A 13,917-nucleotide genomic window follows, 5' to 3' on the forward strand; every position below is an offset into this window, starting at 1 on the left:
TTTCACTACGCTCTTTCACTCTTTCATTCTTTCGCTCTTTAAAAAATGCTCTATTACCTCTTCCAGTTTCTTGACGAACGATATAACTTCCCCGGCGCGGGAGTTTTCCAATATATTTCCTTCCGGGCTCTTGGCGCTGTTGTCACGTCTCTGCTGATTGCCGCTGTTTTCGGTCGGCGCATCATCGACACACTACGTAACCTTCAAATTGGCGAGTCGATCCGTGATCTGGGTCTGGAAGGACAAATGCAGAAACGGGGGACACCCACCATGGGTGGCTTCATCATTCTGGCATCTTTGCTGATTCCGGCGCTGTTATTCGCCAAGTTATCAAACGTCTACGTCGTCCTCGCGCTGGTCTCGACCGTCTGGACAGGTCTGATCGGCTTCCTGGACGATTACATCAAGGTTTTCAAGAAAAATAAAGAGGGGCTGGAGGGGCGATTTAAGGTAGTAGGCCAGGTTGGTCTGGGCCTGATTGTTGGCCTGACCCTGTCGTTCAACGATTACGTTAAAATTCGGAAATACGCCCCCCGATTGCTGAATACATCAACCGTTCCGGATATCTACACCGACATTAAGTCGACGCTGACCACCGTACCGTTCGTTAAAAACAACGAATTCGATTACAGTTCGCTGTTGTTCGGCGTTGTCCCTGAGAGCTATACGTGGATCGTTTACGTGATCATCTGCATCTTTATTATAACAGCCGTTTCCAATGGAGCCAACATTACCGATGGTATCGACGGACTGGCTGCGGGTACATCCGTTATTATCGGGCTTACCATTGGCGTACTGGCTTATCTGTCGGGGAACAAAGTTTTCTCGCAGTACCTGAACATCATGTACATTCCCAATGCCGGGGAGCTGGTAATTTTCTGTGCGGCATTTGTGGGTGCCTGCGTTGGATTCCTGTGGTACAACTCTTATCCGGCACAGGTTTTTATGGGCGACACAGGCAGTTTGATGCTCGGGGGGGTTATTGCGGTGCTGTTCCTGGCTATTCGAAAGGAGCTGATGATTCCGATCATCTGCGGCATTTTTTTAGTCGAACTCGTGTCGGTGATTATGCAGGTCAGCTATTTTAAATATACCAAACGAAAGTATGGCGAGGGCAGGCGAATTTTCCTGATGTCGCCCCTGCACCACCATTTTCAGAAGAAAGGCTACCACGAAGCCAAGCTCGTCACCCGTTTCTGGATCGTCGGTATTATTCTGGCCGTACTGGCCCTGGCAACGCTGAAGTTGCGGTAGTCTTAACAGTTAAAAAAGAGCCGGGAATTTTATTCCCGGCTCTTTTTTAACTGTTCAATATCATTCAAGTCCCTGGGTCTTCCCGCTGCTTCTTTTGCACGAATAAGATGATTGTAATGAATAAGTCGTATAGATATTCCATCCACATCAACCTCAGAAGAATGAAAAAAAACCTCCTTAAACGTAAGCCCTTTGATTGCCGTTAAAATATCGATTGCTACAGGCTGTCGACCAAATGTAAATACATCAAAAGCTGGGTTGTTAAGAAAATTATCAGCAGTCATGTCAAACGTTGGCATGCCAAAATCCAGAAAAGCCTTCACTATACGTTCATAATTGTCAATGGATTTTTCAACCAGAATATCCATATCTCCTGTGGTTCGATTGTAACCATGAAGAATGACAGAATATCCTCCAATTAAGACATAGAGGACTTTTTGTTTCTGTAAAGCTGCCAGAAAATCTTGGAAATCGGTATTAAATAAATTAGCCATTTTCGTGTTTTCGAGCCGAGAAAGCAGTACGATCTAATCGGGGAGGATTCGTGATATCGTACCGAAAAGCAATGCTATTTAAATAAGCAGCCGCCTTTAATCGGTCAACCAACGTTTCGGGTTGATTTCGGGCGTGATAGCGTTCCGTTTCCTCATGGGTGCCCATATGAAACGCGGTTCGGTCGAGTCGAAAAGAATCAGCCATTCGATGTAGTCAGTTTAGATAGGGCAAAAATACGGCTTTGCTTTCATAATCTGGCCATACCCTTGTTTTTCAGGCTACTATCTCCTATATTTGCACTCCCGTTTCAGGACGGGCCTGTTTTTTACGCAGGTAAGGTCTTATAAATCAAACAATTAGTCTCCTTAATAGTGAATACGCTCAGTTACAAAACCATCTCTGCCAACAAAGAAACGGCGCAGAAGGAGTGGATTGTGGTTGACGCTCAGGGTGAAGTGCTCGGTCGGCTGGCCAGCAACATCGCACGCCTGATTCGCGGCAAACACAAAACCAACTTCACGCCACACGTTGACTGCGGAGACAACGTGATTGTCATCAATGCCGACAAGGTTCGCCTGACCGGTGCCAAGATGACCGATAAAGTCTACGTCCGCCACACAGGTTATCCTGGTGGTCAACGGTTCGCATCGCCCCGGCTGTTGCTCGAAAAGCACCCAGAGCGCATCATCGAACACGCCGTAAAAGGTATGTTGCCGAAGAATCGGCTTGGTCGTCGGTTGTATACCAACCTGTACGTTTACGCCGGTGGTCAACACCCGCACGAGGCTCAGCAACCAACCGCAGTTAAATTCTAAGTCATAATGGATCGTATTAATACCATTGGCCGCCGTAAAACTGCCATCTCCCGCATCTACATGTCGGCGGGCAGCGGAGCCATCTCGGTGAACGGAAAAGATTACAAACAGTATTTCCCTACCGAAGTCCTGCAAATCATTCTAAACCAACCCTTTGCAACCGTTAATGGTGTGGGTGGTTACGACGTGAAAGTGAACGTTCGTGGTGGCGGTGTGGCTGGACAAGCCGAAGCTACTCGTATGGCAATTGCCCGGGCACTGGTCGAAATGAACGCGGAATTCCGTCCGGCCCTCAAAAAAGAAGGCTTCCTGACACGGGATTCACGTATGGTAGAACGGAAAAAATACGGTCGTCGGAAAGCCCGTCGTCGGTTCCAGTTCTCGAAACGTTAATAGTACAGTTGTAAGTAAGCAAGTAGTAAGTTTTAAGTACTCGATACACGTCCTACTTCATCACTTACGGCTTACCACTAATTTGTCCAGACTGCCCTTAGATGATGCCGACGGGCGGTGCTGCGTATTTTTTAACAACATTCATTTTCAAAGTCTGAAATGGCACAAATTGAATATAAAGACCTCCTCGACGCTGGTGTGCACTTTGGCCACCTTACGCGTAAGTGGGACCCCCGGATGGCTCCGTACATCTTCATGGAGAAGAACGGCATCCACATTATTGACCTGAACAAAACGGTTGCGGCATTGGACGAAGCCTGCAATGCCATCAAAGGTATTGTTCGCTCGGGCCGGAAAGTGATGTTCGTGGCTACGAAGAAACAGGCTCAGGAAATCGTTTCGGAAGAAGCGCGTCGCCTGAAAATGCCGTACGTTACCGATCGCTGGCAGGGCGGTATGTTAACGAACTTCGCTACGATCCGCAAGTCGCTGAAAAAAATGCAAACGCTGGACAAAATGCTGAAAGACGAGGAGACCGTCAAAAGTATTGCCAAGCGTGAGCGTTTGACCCGCAGCCGGGATAAAGAAAAACTGGAGCGCGTATTGGGCGGTATTGCCGACCTAACCCGTTTACCAGCGGCTCTGTTCATCGTTGACGTAAAACGCGAACACATTGCTGTTGCCGAAGCTCACCGTCTGGGTATCCCCGTATTTGCCATGTGCGATACGAACTCGAACCCCGAAGAGGTTGATTTCGCTATCCCAGCCAATGACGATGCTTATAAGTCAATTTCCCTGATCACGCTTGCCATTGGTAAGGCCATCGAAGAAGGCCTGATGGAGCGGAAACAGGATAAAGACGATCAGCGCGTACAGGAAGAAGAAGAAGCCAAACGTTCTGAAGATCTTGCCCAGGCTAAAGCCGAAGGTGAATCGCAGCCCGAGGCTACGGCTGCTCCTGCCGCTGTTGCTGAAGACGAGCAGGAAGCCTAGTAGAGTCAGTAAGTCAGTAAGTTGGTCCGTTAGTAAATTGATGTGAGTAGAAGAATTCTTCCGCATTTCAGGTTATTAGCTTACCGTCTTACGCACTTAACAACTTTATAACTTCATTGAAAATAGCCCGTAGCCAGCCGCTATGGGCTATTCCATTTCACGATACAACTCATTGAGTACCAAACTTTTTTTGGCAATTTAATTAGACAATCACCTATTATTATGGCAATTACCGCTGCTGACGTAAACAAACTTCGGCAAGAGACCGGAGCCGGCATGATGGACTGTAAAAAGGCCCTCACCGAAGCCGATGGCGACTTTGACAAAGCAAAAGAGATTCTGCGGAAGCAGGGTCAGAAAATAGCCGACAAGCGGGCTGATAACACCACGGCCGAAGGTATTGTATTGGCCCACGTTAGCCCGGATGGCAAAAGCGGTAAAGTGATCGCGCTAGCCTGCGAAACGGAGCCCGTGTCGAAAGTAGCCGATTTTCAAAATCTGGCGATGACCGTCCTGAGTACAGCTGTTGCTACCGATGCAACGGACAAAGCCACGCTGCTGGCCACTCCACAGGCTGATGGCCGTTCACTTCAGGACCATATTACAGACCTGATGGGCAAAATTGGTGAAAAAGTTGACGTTGCTTCTTTCGAAACCGTTTCGGCCGACCAAGTCGTATCGTACATTCACTCGAATGGTAAACTGGGCGTTTTAGTAGGTCTGGTCAATACGAACGGTACGGAAGTAACGGAAGTAGGTAAAGACATCGCTATGCAGATTGCAGCCATGAAGCCGGTTGCTCTGGATAAAGACGGTGTTGATGCCACGATCGTTCAGCGTGAAATTGAAATCGGTAAAGAGCAGGCTCGTCTGGAAGGTAAGCCAGAAGCAATGCTCGAAAAAATTGCTATGGGTAAACTGAACAAATTCTACAAAGACAACACGCTGTTGAATCAGGAATTTGTTAAAGATGGCTCTGTAACGATTGCCCAACTACTGGAAAAAACCAGCAAAGGCTTAACCGTAAACGCGTTTAAGCGCGTAGCGATTGGCTAATACGATTTGCGTGCCTTTTGAAAATACCCAGCCTGATAAGCTGGGTATTTTTGTTTACATAGGTATTCCGGCACCGGAAATTAACCAGACTACCTTATCTCATAGTTTCTCAACGGTTTTACTAGTATAAGGCCAAAATTCAGGACATAAATCTGTTAGTAAACACACTTACTCTATTATACAGCTTTCTAATTATACCCGTACTATATAAATATATATATTGTAGCCTCTAACAGTAGTGCTTTTCCCAAAAGATCCGTATAAGTTTCAGATATCAGGTGTTTTCAGTAAATGCGTCCTCACAGTGGTGAATAGACAAGATACCCAATCGCTCCTTTTGTTTAGCTAACGGTTTAGCCGGAAAAGATAACTTACTGGTCTAGTAGCTAGCCATTAAGGCAGCCTTAATATACATATTTGCTTTTTTTACACATTATTAAGGAGGGGAGCCGTTACTTTTGTCACCTTCCTCGGTCTTATCAACCACCACCGTACAGAATGGAGCCTATTTCAGATGAGGAGTTAGTTCGGTTATACGTCGACACACAACAGAATACTTATTTTGAGACGCTATACGAACGCTACTGTGATAAAGTGTATCGAAAATGTCTGTCATTCAGCAAAGACCCCGTTCGTGCCGAAGACCTCACGCACGACATTTTTTTGAAGCTGGTTGTCAAGCTCAGTAGTTTTCGGGAACAGGCTAAATTTTCAACCTGGCTCTATTCCATCACCTATAACTATTGTACAGACCAACTTAGGTCTCAGAATCTACGACGGGAAGTACACATGGATGAGGGCTGGGAGCGGCTGGACGTAGGAACGGATGACGGCCTGGCAGAAATGGCAGAAATGGCAGAAATGGAATCTCAGCAACTGGAGCGTGCGCTGCACCAACTTTCGGCAGAGGAGCAAACCATATTGCTGATGAAGTATCAGGATGACGTAAGCATCCGTGACATTGCGGCTATAAGTGGTTTAACGGAGAGTGCCGTAAAAATGAGGCTTAAACGGTCACGTGACAAGTTACGCAAGCACTACCTGGAAGGGGCTATATTCTGGTTGTTGGTGGCTATTAAAGCCGTTCTTTCTATACGCTGGCCCTTTCGTTAACAATCAATCGTTATGGAAAACCCAAATCCATTTAAAGAACTCGAATCAGACGCAATATGCCCCCCTCACTTAAAAAATGAGCTGGTTTCCGAAATTGATCTTATCCGGAATGCAATCACCATTGTGGAGGTGTACATAGGTGATTTATTCGGGCTTGCTTCCGTATTGGCAAACCCACCTCAACTCACACCAAACGACCAAAATCCCCCTTTATGAACCAGATTTTCGACCTGTCTGATATAATACGCAATACGTTTCAAAACCTGATTAATCAATTTAGTGATTTTGTTCCGCGCATCATTGGCGCGATAATCATCATGATTATCGGGGTGGGCGTCGCTAAACTGGCGGCATTCATTGTCCACCGAGTACTGGATCGGGTAGGCTTCGACAAAATTGGTGATCGACTTAATGAGATCAGTATCATTAAGCAACTTAAGACCGAGATCAAGCTCAGCGGAATCATTGCCAAGGTTCTCTATTACTACATTCTGCTCGTCTTTATAACCACCGCTACCGAAAAACTGGGCGTAGCCGCCATCACCGATATGGTGTCGTCGCTGGTAGCGTTTATTCCCAAACTGATAGCCGCGGCTATCATGCTGCAAGTGGGTGTTTTACTGGCTGATTCACTACGGGAAGCGGTAGTAAGTATCTGTAAATCATTTAATATTGAGTCAGGGCGTCTGCTGAGCATGATTGTGTTTAGCTTCTTCCTGACAGTTACCATCATTAGCGCCTTGGGGCAGGCAGGTATCAATACCGAGTTACTCGAGTCAAGTTTCAACCTGATCATTGGTGGCGTCATCTTTGCCTTTGCCGCTGGTTACGGCTTTGCCTCGCGCGATTTGATGGCCAATATTCTTTCGTCCTTTTACACAAAGAATAAATACAAAGAAGGGCAGATCATTCAGATCGGTGAGGTAAAAGGAGAGATTATAAAAATTGACTCACTATCGCTCACCCTCCGTACGGGCGATACAACGACAGTGATCCCGCTACAGTCTCTACAAACAAAAAATGTAGAAGTATTCCAGACAACGGAATAACGAAACCTGATGGCTCCCTTTATCCTGCTTCTATGAAAAGTACATTTTACCTACTTATTGGCCTTCTCTACGCCTATCAGGCGACAGCGCAGGACTCGACAAGAGTAACCACCAACTTCAAAGATACCGTAGCTGTGAAAGTTGACACCAGTTACTGGCAGCGATCCTTCAGCGGTGGCGTTAATTTCAACCAGGCATCGTTCAGTAACTGGGCGGGTGGCGGTGTTAATTCCATTGCGATTGGTGGCGTCGTTACCGCCCGTGCGTTATATGAAAAAGGCAAAACTTCGTGGGACAACACTGCCGATCTTCAATTGGGTTATGTTACTCAATTAGGCAATACGCGTAAGGCCGCCGACCAGATCATCATCATCTCTGTGCTGGGCCACCAGGTGGCCCCCAAGTGGGATTTGTTCGTTTCCAGTACTTTCAATACGTTTTTCGCGGCTGGTTATCGGTATGATAAATTACCGGCTGAGCAAACGAGTCTGAAAGTATCCAATTTTTTTGCTCCTGCACAGCTCACTCTTTCGGCTGGAGCAGCCTACAAGCCTACTGACTGGTTCGCCCTGCGAATAAGCCCCCTGGCCCCTCGCTTCACGTTCCTGGCCGACCAAAGTGTACGCGTACGTCAGGATGCCACAACCGGTAATTATGTGCCTGACCCAACGCAAAAAGCGTTCGGGGTAGAGCCGGGGAAAAGCGTTCGTTTAGAGTGGCTGGCATTCCAGTTACAAGCCGCGCTCAATCGAAACGTAAGCGAAAATGTATCCTTGAATCTGCGTTATCAGCTATTTACTCAATACGCACAGCTGGATAACATTAACCACCGTCTCGATCTTACGCTAACTGCGAAAGTTACCCGGTATCTCAATACAACACTCGGGCTGATTGCGCTTTACAATAAAGACTTCAGTTCGTCACTCCAGATTCAACAAACACTGGCGATTGGCCTTTCCTATAACTTAAGTTCGTTTCGGAAGAAATAACATTCATGTACCAGCAACCGGCACGCCTTAGTGAGCCGGTTTTAGCTACCCAGTCTTTGCCCGTTCTCTTTATCGTTTCTTGTTTAATCCTAAATCAAAAATCAAATGTTAAGTGAATTTCGCACCTTCATTGCCCAGGGCAATGTTCTGGATCTAGCCGTTGGCGTTATTATCGGCGCTGCTTTTGGCAAAATCATCACCTCGTTTGTCGAAGATATTATTAACCCAATTCTGGGGTTGGTAATGGGCGGCACGGATTTTAGTGAGTTAAAAATTGTTCTGAAAGAAGCGGTGGGTACAGTACCCGAAGTAGCTATTCGTTATGGCAACTTCCTGAACAACTTTATTCAGTTCTTACTCATTGCCTGGGTTATTTTTATGATTGTTAAACTGGCGAACCGAGCACGCTTATCCAGTTCATTGGCTCCCAAAGAATAAAACCAGTTTGTAAAAAATTGTACAAAGAGCCCTGACTTATGGTCAGGGCTTCTTCATTTATGCGTTATTTTGCCAACTGTACGGTTCTATTATGTCAATTCAGAAAATAGTTATTCTTGGCGGGGGCGAAAGTGGCGTTGGCGCAGCTTTACTGGCGCAGGCCAAAGGCTTCGATGTTTTTTTGTCCGATAGAGGAGCACTTAAAGAAGAATATCGGGCTACCCTCCAGAAAGCGGGCATTCCGTTCGAAGAAGGCCAGCATACCGAAGAGCGCATTTTAGACGCTACCGAAGTGGTCAAAAGCCCCGGCATTCCTGCCACCGTTCCGCTTGTTCTAAAACTAAAAGCACAGGGAACACCCATTATTTCGGAAATCGAATTTGCCGCCCGCTACACCACCGCAAAGCTCATTGGCATAACCGGCAGCAATGGCAAAACAACCACCACACTGCTGATCTATCACCTTCTGAAAACAGCCGGACTGAACGTTGGGCTGGCCGGCAATATTGGTGATAGCTTTGCGGAACAGGTCATCACCGACACCTTCGATTATTTCGTGCTGGAGCTGAGCAGTTTTCAGCTGGACGATATGTACGAAACACATCTGGACGTTCGGGTACTGCTCAACATAACTCCCGACCATCTGGACCGCTATAACTACGAATTCGGGAATTACGTGGCGTCGAAATTCCGGATTTTGCAAAATGCCCGTCCCGAGGATGATTTCATCTATTTTATGGAGAGCCAGCCCATTCGGGATGGATTGGCGAAGCACCAACCGAATTTACGCCTTCTGCCCGTTTCTCTGGAAACCACCCCTGCGCCGGGCGGCTATCTGGCCAACGGACAACTGATCACCCAGAACAAAGAATTGGCTTTCTCAATGGCCCAAAGCGACACACCCTTGCGGGGACCCCATAACGCCATCAATATGCTGACGGCTGTTCTGGCCGCCCAGTCGGTAGGCATTAGCCATGAAGCCATTGAGGAAGGACTGAAAACCTTCCAAAACGCAGCCCACCGCCTTGAACCCGCTGGTACGCTCAACGGCATTCAGTTCATCAACGACTCCAAGGCGACTAATGTAGACTCGGTCTTTTACGCCCTGTCGAGTATGAACACACCAACCATCTGGATAGCCGGAGGCCAGGATAAAGGAAACGACTACAGTCAGCTCGACGAACTGGTACGCCGGAAAGTAAAAGGGCTGATTTGTTTAGGTGTAGACAACCATAAATTAGTAGATTACTTTGGCCAAACGGTTCCTCTGATTTATGAGACCCAGGACATAGCCGATGCTATAAAAAAGGGGCTGGAATGGGGGCAACCCGGCGATGTTGTCTTGCTGTCGCCCGCCTGCGCCAGCTTCGATTTGTTCAAGAATTACGAAGACCGGGGTAATCAGTTCAAAGCAGCCGTTAGAAAGATGTATGAGGTATGATGTAGGAATATGTACTACTCATTCACATGCATCCTACATCTTATATCATACATTAAAAAACATGTTCCTTCGAGACTGGATCCGTACAAACCTTAAAGGCGACCGCCAGATCTGGTGGATCGTTCTTTACCTGTCCATCATGAGTGTTCTGGTCGTTTACAGCGCGACCGGTACAAAAGCCTTCCGGGAACTTGACGGTAACACCGAAGTATTTTTGCTCAAACATGGCTCGCTGCTGCTTATTGGTTTAGCCTGCACTTATTTCGCGCACAAGATCAATTATGTGTACTATGCCCGACTGTCGAAGTTTGGACTTTGGCTTTCCATCCCGCTTTTGCTATGGGCATTTTTTAAGGGGTCAACCCTGAATGATGCTTCCCGCTGGGTAACGATTCCGATCATCAACCAGACCTTTCAGCCGTCCGATTTGGCGAAGCTGGCGCTTATTTCCAATCTGGCAGCCATGCTGGCCAAGCGGCAACGCTTCATGAGCGACCCCATCGTTTTGTTTAACCTGATTCTCTGGATTGGCGTTATCTGCTCGCTTATTATTCTGTCAAACACATCAACGGCGCTCTTGCTCGGAGCCACCTGCTTTCTGCTGATGTATATCGGCCGGGTGCCGGTACGCTACCTGGGCTACATGATTGCCGTCTGCGTCGTGTTTGGCGGCATAGCGCTGGCGGCAGGTCAACGCTTCGGCACGGCCTCCAACCGGGTAAAAAACTTCATGAGTTCAGATACGATCTTTTACCAGGTCGAGCAGTCGTATATCGCGCTGGCCAATGGTGGGCTTACGGGGCAGGGGCCGGGCAACAGCCACCAGCGCAACACGCTGCCCAACCCTTTTTCTGACTTTATTTACGCTATCATTGTCGAGGAATATGGGCTGATACTGGGTGGTATTCCGGTGGTGCTGGCCTACATCTGGTTTTTGTGGCGAGGCATGAAAACCCTCCAGAAGGCGACCCGCCCTTTTGGAGGACTGTTATCAGCGGGCCTAACGTTTAGTATTGTCTTTCAGGCGTTTGCCAGTATTTGTGTAGCCATTGGGCTGGCGCCCGTAACGGGCCAACCCCTCCCTTTGCTCAGTATGGGAGGAACGTCGCTTATCTTTACGGGTCTCGCCATCGGGATTGTTTTGAGCGTAAGCCGGGACGAAGCCGACGAGAGCAAGATTTAACGATTCTGGTATATGGAAAGCCCTACATCGTTTCCCGTTTGCAGCCAGAGGGCCATCAGGCAAACTCTTCGCCAAACAGAAGCTGTAGACCGGGAACCGTATACCACAAATCATTTACCTTTATCTGAATGAACGTAATTATTAGTGGGGGTGGTACGGGAGGCCACATTTATCCGGCCATTGCCATTGCCAACGAACTGAAAGCAATTGACCCGAAAACAAACATTCTGTTTGTTGGGGCCGAAGGCAAGATGGAGATGGAAAAAGTGCCTCGCGCAGGCTATACCATCGTGGGGTTGCCCGTGGTAGGTATCAAACGCGAGCTGACGCTGTCTAACCTCGCCTTTCCGTTCAAATTAGGCCGGAGTTTGATCCGGGCTCAGCAAATCGTTCGTGACTTCCGGCCCGATGTTGCAGTGGGCGTGGGTGGCTACGCCAGTGGCCCTCTTCTGCTGGCAGCCTCCTTGAAAGGTATTCCCACGCTGATTCAGGAACAGAACTCCTATGCGGGTTTGACCAACAAAGTGCTGGCCCGATGGGCCAAGCGCATTTGCGTCGCCTACCCCGGCATGGAGGCTTTTTTTGCACCGGAGAAAATCAAGATGACGGGAAACCCCGTTCGAAGCGACATTCAGTTTGCCAGTCAGCAAGTGGCTGCCGGAAGAGCGTTTTTTAATCTGGAAGCTAACCGTCCGACGCTGCTCATTATTGGCGGCAGTCAGGGAGCCCGCACGATTAATGAAAGCATCGAAAAGGGACTGCAACGCTTTGTCGATGCCGGTGTGCAGGTCATCTGGCAAACGGGCACAGCCTTCATTGACCGGGCGCGAACGGCCATTGCCGCCACCGGATCAACATTGATCAAAGCTTATGATTTTATCTACGACATGGATAAAGCCTATGCTGTTTCTGATTCGGTAGTATCGCGGGCGGGCGCTTTATCCGTGTCCGAACTGTGTCTGGTAGGACGTCCGGCTATTTTGGTACCCCTGCCAACAGCGGCCGAAGACCACCAGACAAAAAATGCAATGAGCCTGGTTGAACATAACGCAGCCCTGCTCGTCAATGACCGAACCGCCCGCGAAGAACTGGTAACTGCCGCCCTCGACCTGCTGACCAACCCGACCCGACAGCAGCAATTGAGTCAGCAAATAAAAACATTGGCTAAACCCAATGCCGCCCGTGATATTGCCAATGAAGTAATTAAGCTAACAAAGTAAGGAGAAAGGAGGAGAGGGATTAATTGTAATTTCCCCTTACTCCCCTCCTCCATCCTCCCTTTCTTCCCAAAATAATGACACTAGACCAATTTAAGTACATTTATTTCCTCGGTATTGGCGGAATCGGCATGAGTGCATTGGCCCGCTGGTTTCAGGTAAACGGTTATGCCGTAGCCGGATACGACAAAACATCTACTGCTTTGACGGAAACGCTGCAGGCGGAAGGCATGGTCATTCACTTTACCGACGACATCAACCAGATTCCAGCCGAGTTCCGGGAAAACCCGGCCGAAACGCTGGTTATTTACACGCCTGCCGTTCCTAAAGATCACTCCGAATATATTTATCTGACCGAGCAGGGCTTCACATTGCAAAAACGCTCGCAGGTACTCGGCCTGCTGGCGGGCCAGATGACAACCATTGGCGTAGCCGGTACACACGGCAAAACCACTACCTCGTCGATGGTGGCCCATATCCTGCGCGATGCGGGCGTCAACTGCGCGGCTTTTCTGGGAGGCATTACCAACAATTATGGCACCAATTTCCTGCTCAACCAACCCGCCGATGATCTCAAGTCGGTCGTGTGTGTGGTCGAAGCCGATGAGTTTGACCGTTCTTTTCTAACGCTCTTTCCAAAGTACGCCATCGTTACCTCGACCGATGCCGACCATCTGGACATTTATGGGGCTCACGACGCTGTGCTCGAATCGTTCAGCAAATATGTTGGTCAGATCGAGCCCGACGGGGTACTGTTCATGAAGCAGGGTTTATCACTCGCCGATAAAACAAAAGCCGACGTTCGGCCCTACTCGCTGAACGAAGGGGCTTATCACAGCCAGAACCTGCGGATTGAAAACGCAACTTTTATCTTCGATCTGGTACATCCTAATGGAATTATTTCCGATATTCACCTACTTATTCCTGGTTTTCATAATGTTGAAAACGCCGTGGCAGCCGGAGCCGTTGCGCTGGCAGTAGGCGTATCACCCGAGGCTATCCGGTCGGCCCTGAATAGTTACCGGGGGGTTCGCCGGCGGTTTGAATACATTCTGAAAACGGAGTCCGCGGTGTTCATTGACGATTATGCGCATCACCCGGCCGAAGTGCAGGCGTTTTTGTCATCCGTCAAAGCACTTTATCCGGATCGGGAGCTGACAGCGGTGTTTCAGCCACACCTGTTCAGCCGTACCCGCGATTTTGCAGAAGGGTTTGCCGAAAGTCTGTCTTTAGCCGACCATCTTATTCTGCTGGATATTTACCCGGCGCGTGAATTACCGATGGAAGGCGTAACCTCTGAACTCATTTTTCGTGACGTACACTCGAAAACGAAGAAAAAATGCACCAAAGCCGAATTGCTCGACGTTCTGCGAGAAGACAGGCCATCGCTGCTTGTCACCATAGGTGCAGGCGACATTGATCAATTAATCGTACCTTTAAAAAACCTTCTCTTAGACCAATAGATAAATATATCATAAAAA

At 48.3% G+C, this 13,917-nt stretch carries 16 protein-coding genes; 14 read left to right on the forward strand and 2 right to left on the reverse strand.

Translation table 11 applies throughout. The annotated features are described in order from the left end of the window. The first annotated feature begins 45 nt into the window (after positions 1-45). Complete coding sequence (mraY, locus tag ACYVK4_RS09370; protein ID WP_461127232.1) at positions 46-1,254, forward strand: phospho-N-acetylmuramoyl-pentapeptide-transferase; 1,209 nt, start codon at positions 46-48, stop codon at positions 1,252-1,254. A 29-nt stretch (positions 1,255-1,283) separates the two neighbouring features. On the opposite strand, the gene ACYVK4_RS09375 is transcribed toward mraY, so the two are convergent. Continuing rightward, on the reverse strand, positions 1,284-1,748 hold the full coding sequence (locus tag ACYVK4_RS09375) for a nucleotidyltransferase (protein ID WP_461127233.1): 465 nt from the start codon (positions 1,746-1,748) through the stop codon (positions 1,284-1,286). After that, positions 1,741-1,953: a hypothetical protein gene (locus ACYVK4_RS09380; RefSeq protein ID WP_461127234.1), complete on the reverse strand. Its 213-nt coding sequence runs from the start codon at positions 1,951-1,953 to the stop codon at positions 1,741-1,743. Before ACYVK4_RS09380 ends, ACYVK4_RS09375 begins: the two co-directional genes overlap by 8 nt. A gap of 167 nt (positions 1,954-2,120) precedes the next feature. Here ACYVK4_RS09380 and rplM point away from each other — a divergent pair, with 167 nt between their 5' ends. The 13 genes from rplM (at position 2,121) to murC (ending at position 13,899) form a co-directional block, all read left to right on the forward strand. Beyond that, positions 2,121-2,564, forward strand: coding sequence for a 50S ribosomal protein L13 (gene rplM / locus ACYVK4_RS09385; RefSeq protein WP_012929222.1), 444 nt, complete (start codon positions 2,121-2,123; stop codon positions 2,562-2,564). 6 nt (positions 2,565-2,570) lie between these two features. Further along, positions 2,571-2,957 carry a 30S ribosomal protein S9 gene (gene rpsI, locus ACYVK4_RS09390; RefSeq protein WP_012929223.1) on the forward strand — a complete coding sequence of 129 codons (387 nt, stop codon included), beginning with the start codon at positions 2,571-2,573 and terminating at the stop codon, positions 2,955-2,957. Positions 2,958-3,116: 159 nt separating this feature from the next. After that, positions 3,117-3,950 carry a 30S ribosomal protein S2 gene (gene rpsB / locus ACYVK4_RS09395; protein ID WP_461127235.1) on the forward strand — a complete coding sequence of 278 codons (834 nt, stop codon included), beginning with the start codon at positions 3,117-3,119 and terminating at the stop codon, positions 3,948-3,950. Between the two features lie 222 nt (positions 3,951-4,172). After that, positions 4,173-5,006, forward strand: coding sequence for a translation elongation factor Ts (gene tsf, locus ACYVK4_RS09400; RefSeq protein WP_461127236.1), 834 nt, complete (start codon positions 4,173-4,175; stop codon positions 5,004-5,006). A 498-nt stretch (positions 5,007-5,504) separates the two neighbouring features. After that, positions 5,505-6,119 carry an RNA polymerase sigma factor gene (locus ACYVK4_RS09405; RefSeq protein WP_461127237.1) on the forward strand — a complete coding sequence of 205 codons (615 nt, stop codon included), beginning with the start codon at positions 5,505-5,507 and terminating at the stop codon, positions 6,117-6,119. Positions 6,120-6,131: 12 nt separating this feature from the next. Next, positions 6,132-6,335 (forward strand): hypothetical protein, encoded by a 204-nt coding sequence (locus ACYVK4_RS09410; RefSeq protein ID WP_461127238.1) that lies wholly within the window; start codon positions 6,132-6,134, stop codon positions 6,333-6,335. Then, positions 6,332-7,168, forward strand: a complete 837-nt coding sequence (locus ACYVK4_RS09415) for a mechanosensitive ion channel family protein (RefSeq protein ID WP_461127239.1) — start codon at positions 6,332-6,334, stop codon at positions 7,166-7,168. Before ACYVK4_RS09410 ends, ACYVK4_RS09415 begins: the two co-directional genes overlap by 4 nt. Before the next feature lie 32 nt (positions 7,169-7,200). Then, positions 7,201-8,157, forward strand: coding sequence for a DUF3078 domain-containing protein (locus tag ACYVK4_RS09420; RefSeq protein WP_461127240.1), 957 nt, complete (start codon positions 7,201-7,203; stop codon positions 8,155-8,157). A 105-nt stretch (positions 8,158-8,262) separates the two neighbouring features. Beyond that, entirely contained in the window at positions 8,263-8,595 is a 333-nt protein-coding gene (gene mscL, locus ACYVK4_RS09425; RefSeq protein ID WP_461127241.1) for a large-conductance mechanosensitive channel protein MscL, read from the forward strand. A gap of 91 nt (positions 8,596-8,686) precedes the next feature. Further along, positions 8,687-10,036, forward strand: a complete 1,350-nt coding sequence (gene murD / locus ACYVK4_RS09430) for a UDP-N-acetylmuramoyl-L-alanine--D-glutamate ligase (RefSeq protein ID WP_461127242.1) — start codon at positions 8,687-8,689, stop codon at positions 10,034-10,036. Positions 10,037-10,097: 61 nt separating this feature from the next. Then, positions 10,098-11,219, forward strand: a complete 1,122-nt coding sequence (locus ACYVK4_RS09435; RefSeq protein ID WP_461127243.1) for an FtsW/RodA/SpoVE family cell cycle protein — start codon at positions 10,098-10,100, stop codon at positions 11,217-11,219. Between the two features lie 128 nt (positions 11,220-11,347). Next, a complete protein-coding gene (gene murG / locus ACYVK4_RS09440) occupies positions 11,348-12,439 on the forward strand; it encodes an undecaprenyldiphospho-muramoylpentapeptide beta-N-acetylglucosaminyltransferase (RefSeq protein WP_461127244.1) in 1,092 nt (363 codons plus the stop codon). Positions 12,440-12,513: 74 nt separating this feature from the next. Further along, on the forward strand, positions 12,514-13,899 hold the full coding sequence (gene murC / locus ACYVK4_RS09445) for a UDP-N-acetylmuramate--L-alanine ligase (RefSeq protein ID WP_461127245.1): 1,386 nt from the start codon (positions 12,514-12,516) through the stop codon (positions 13,897-13,899). Positions 13,900-13,917: the final 18 nt, after the last annotated feature.

It is taken from the genome of Spirosoma aerophilum, assembly GCF_054782495.1.

What these genes read in the sequence shown, in the direction of transcription:
- mraY (WP_461127232.1), top strand. Translation starts at nt 46, where the DNA reads ATGCTCTATTACCTCTTCCAGTTTCTTGACGAACGATATAACTTCCCC.
- ACYVK4_RS09375 (WP_461127233.1), bottom strand. Translation starts at nt 1,748, where the DNA reads ATGGCTAATTTATTTAATACCGATTTCCAAGATTTTCTGGCAGCTTTA.
- ACYVK4_RS09380 (WP_461127234.1), bottom strand. Translation starts at nt 1,953, where the DNA reads ATGGCTGATTCTTTTCGACTCGACCGAACCGCGTTTCATATGGGCACC.
- rpsI (WP_012929223.1), top strand. Translation starts at nt 2,571, where the DNA reads ATGGATCGTATTAATACCATTGGCCGCCGTAAAACTGCCATCTCCCGC.
- rpsB (WP_461127235.1), top strand. Translation starts at nt 3,117, where the DNA reads ATGGCACAAATTGAATATAAAGACCTCCTCGACGCTGGTGTGCACTTT.
- tsf (WP_461127236.1), top strand. Translation starts at nt 4,173, where the DNA reads ATGGCAATTACCGCTGCTGACGTAAACAAACTTCGGCAAGAGACCGGA.
- ACYVK4_RS09405 (WP_461127237.1), top strand. Translation starts at nt 5,505, where the DNA reads ATGGAGCCTATTTCAGATGAGGAGTTAGTTCGGTTATACGTCGACACA.
- ACYVK4_RS09410 (WP_461127238.1), top strand. Translation starts at nt 6,132, where the DNA reads ATGGAAAACCCAAATCCATTTAAAGAACTCGAATCAGACGCAATATGC.
- ACYVK4_RS09415 (WP_461127239.1), top strand. Translation starts at nt 6,332, where the DNA reads ATGAACCAGATTTTCGACCTGTCTGATATAATACGCAATACGTTTCAA.
- ACYVK4_RS09420 (WP_461127240.1), top strand. Translation starts at nt 7,201, where the DNA reads ATGAAAAGTACATTTTACCTACTTATTGGCCTTCTCTACGCCTATCAG.
- mscL (WP_461127241.1), top strand. Translation starts at nt 8,263, where the DNA reads ATGTTAAGTGAATTTCGCACCTTCATTGCCCAGGGCAATGTTCTGGAT.
- murD (WP_461127242.1), top strand. Translation starts at nt 8,687, where the DNA reads ATGTCAATTCAGAAAATAGTTATTCTTGGCGGGGGCGAAAGTGGCGTT.
- ACYVK4_RS09435 (WP_461127243.1), top strand. Translation starts at nt 10,098, where the DNA reads ATGTTCCTTCGAGACTGGATCCGTACAAACCTTAAAGGCGACCGCCAG.
- murG (WP_461127244.1), top strand. Translation starts at nt 11,348, where the DNA reads ATGAACGTAATTATTAGTGGGGGTGGTACGGGAGGCCACATTTATCCG.
- murC (WP_461127245.1), top strand. Translation starts at nt 12,514, where the DNA reads ATGACACTAGACCAATTTAAGTACATTTATTTCCTCGGTATTGGCGGA.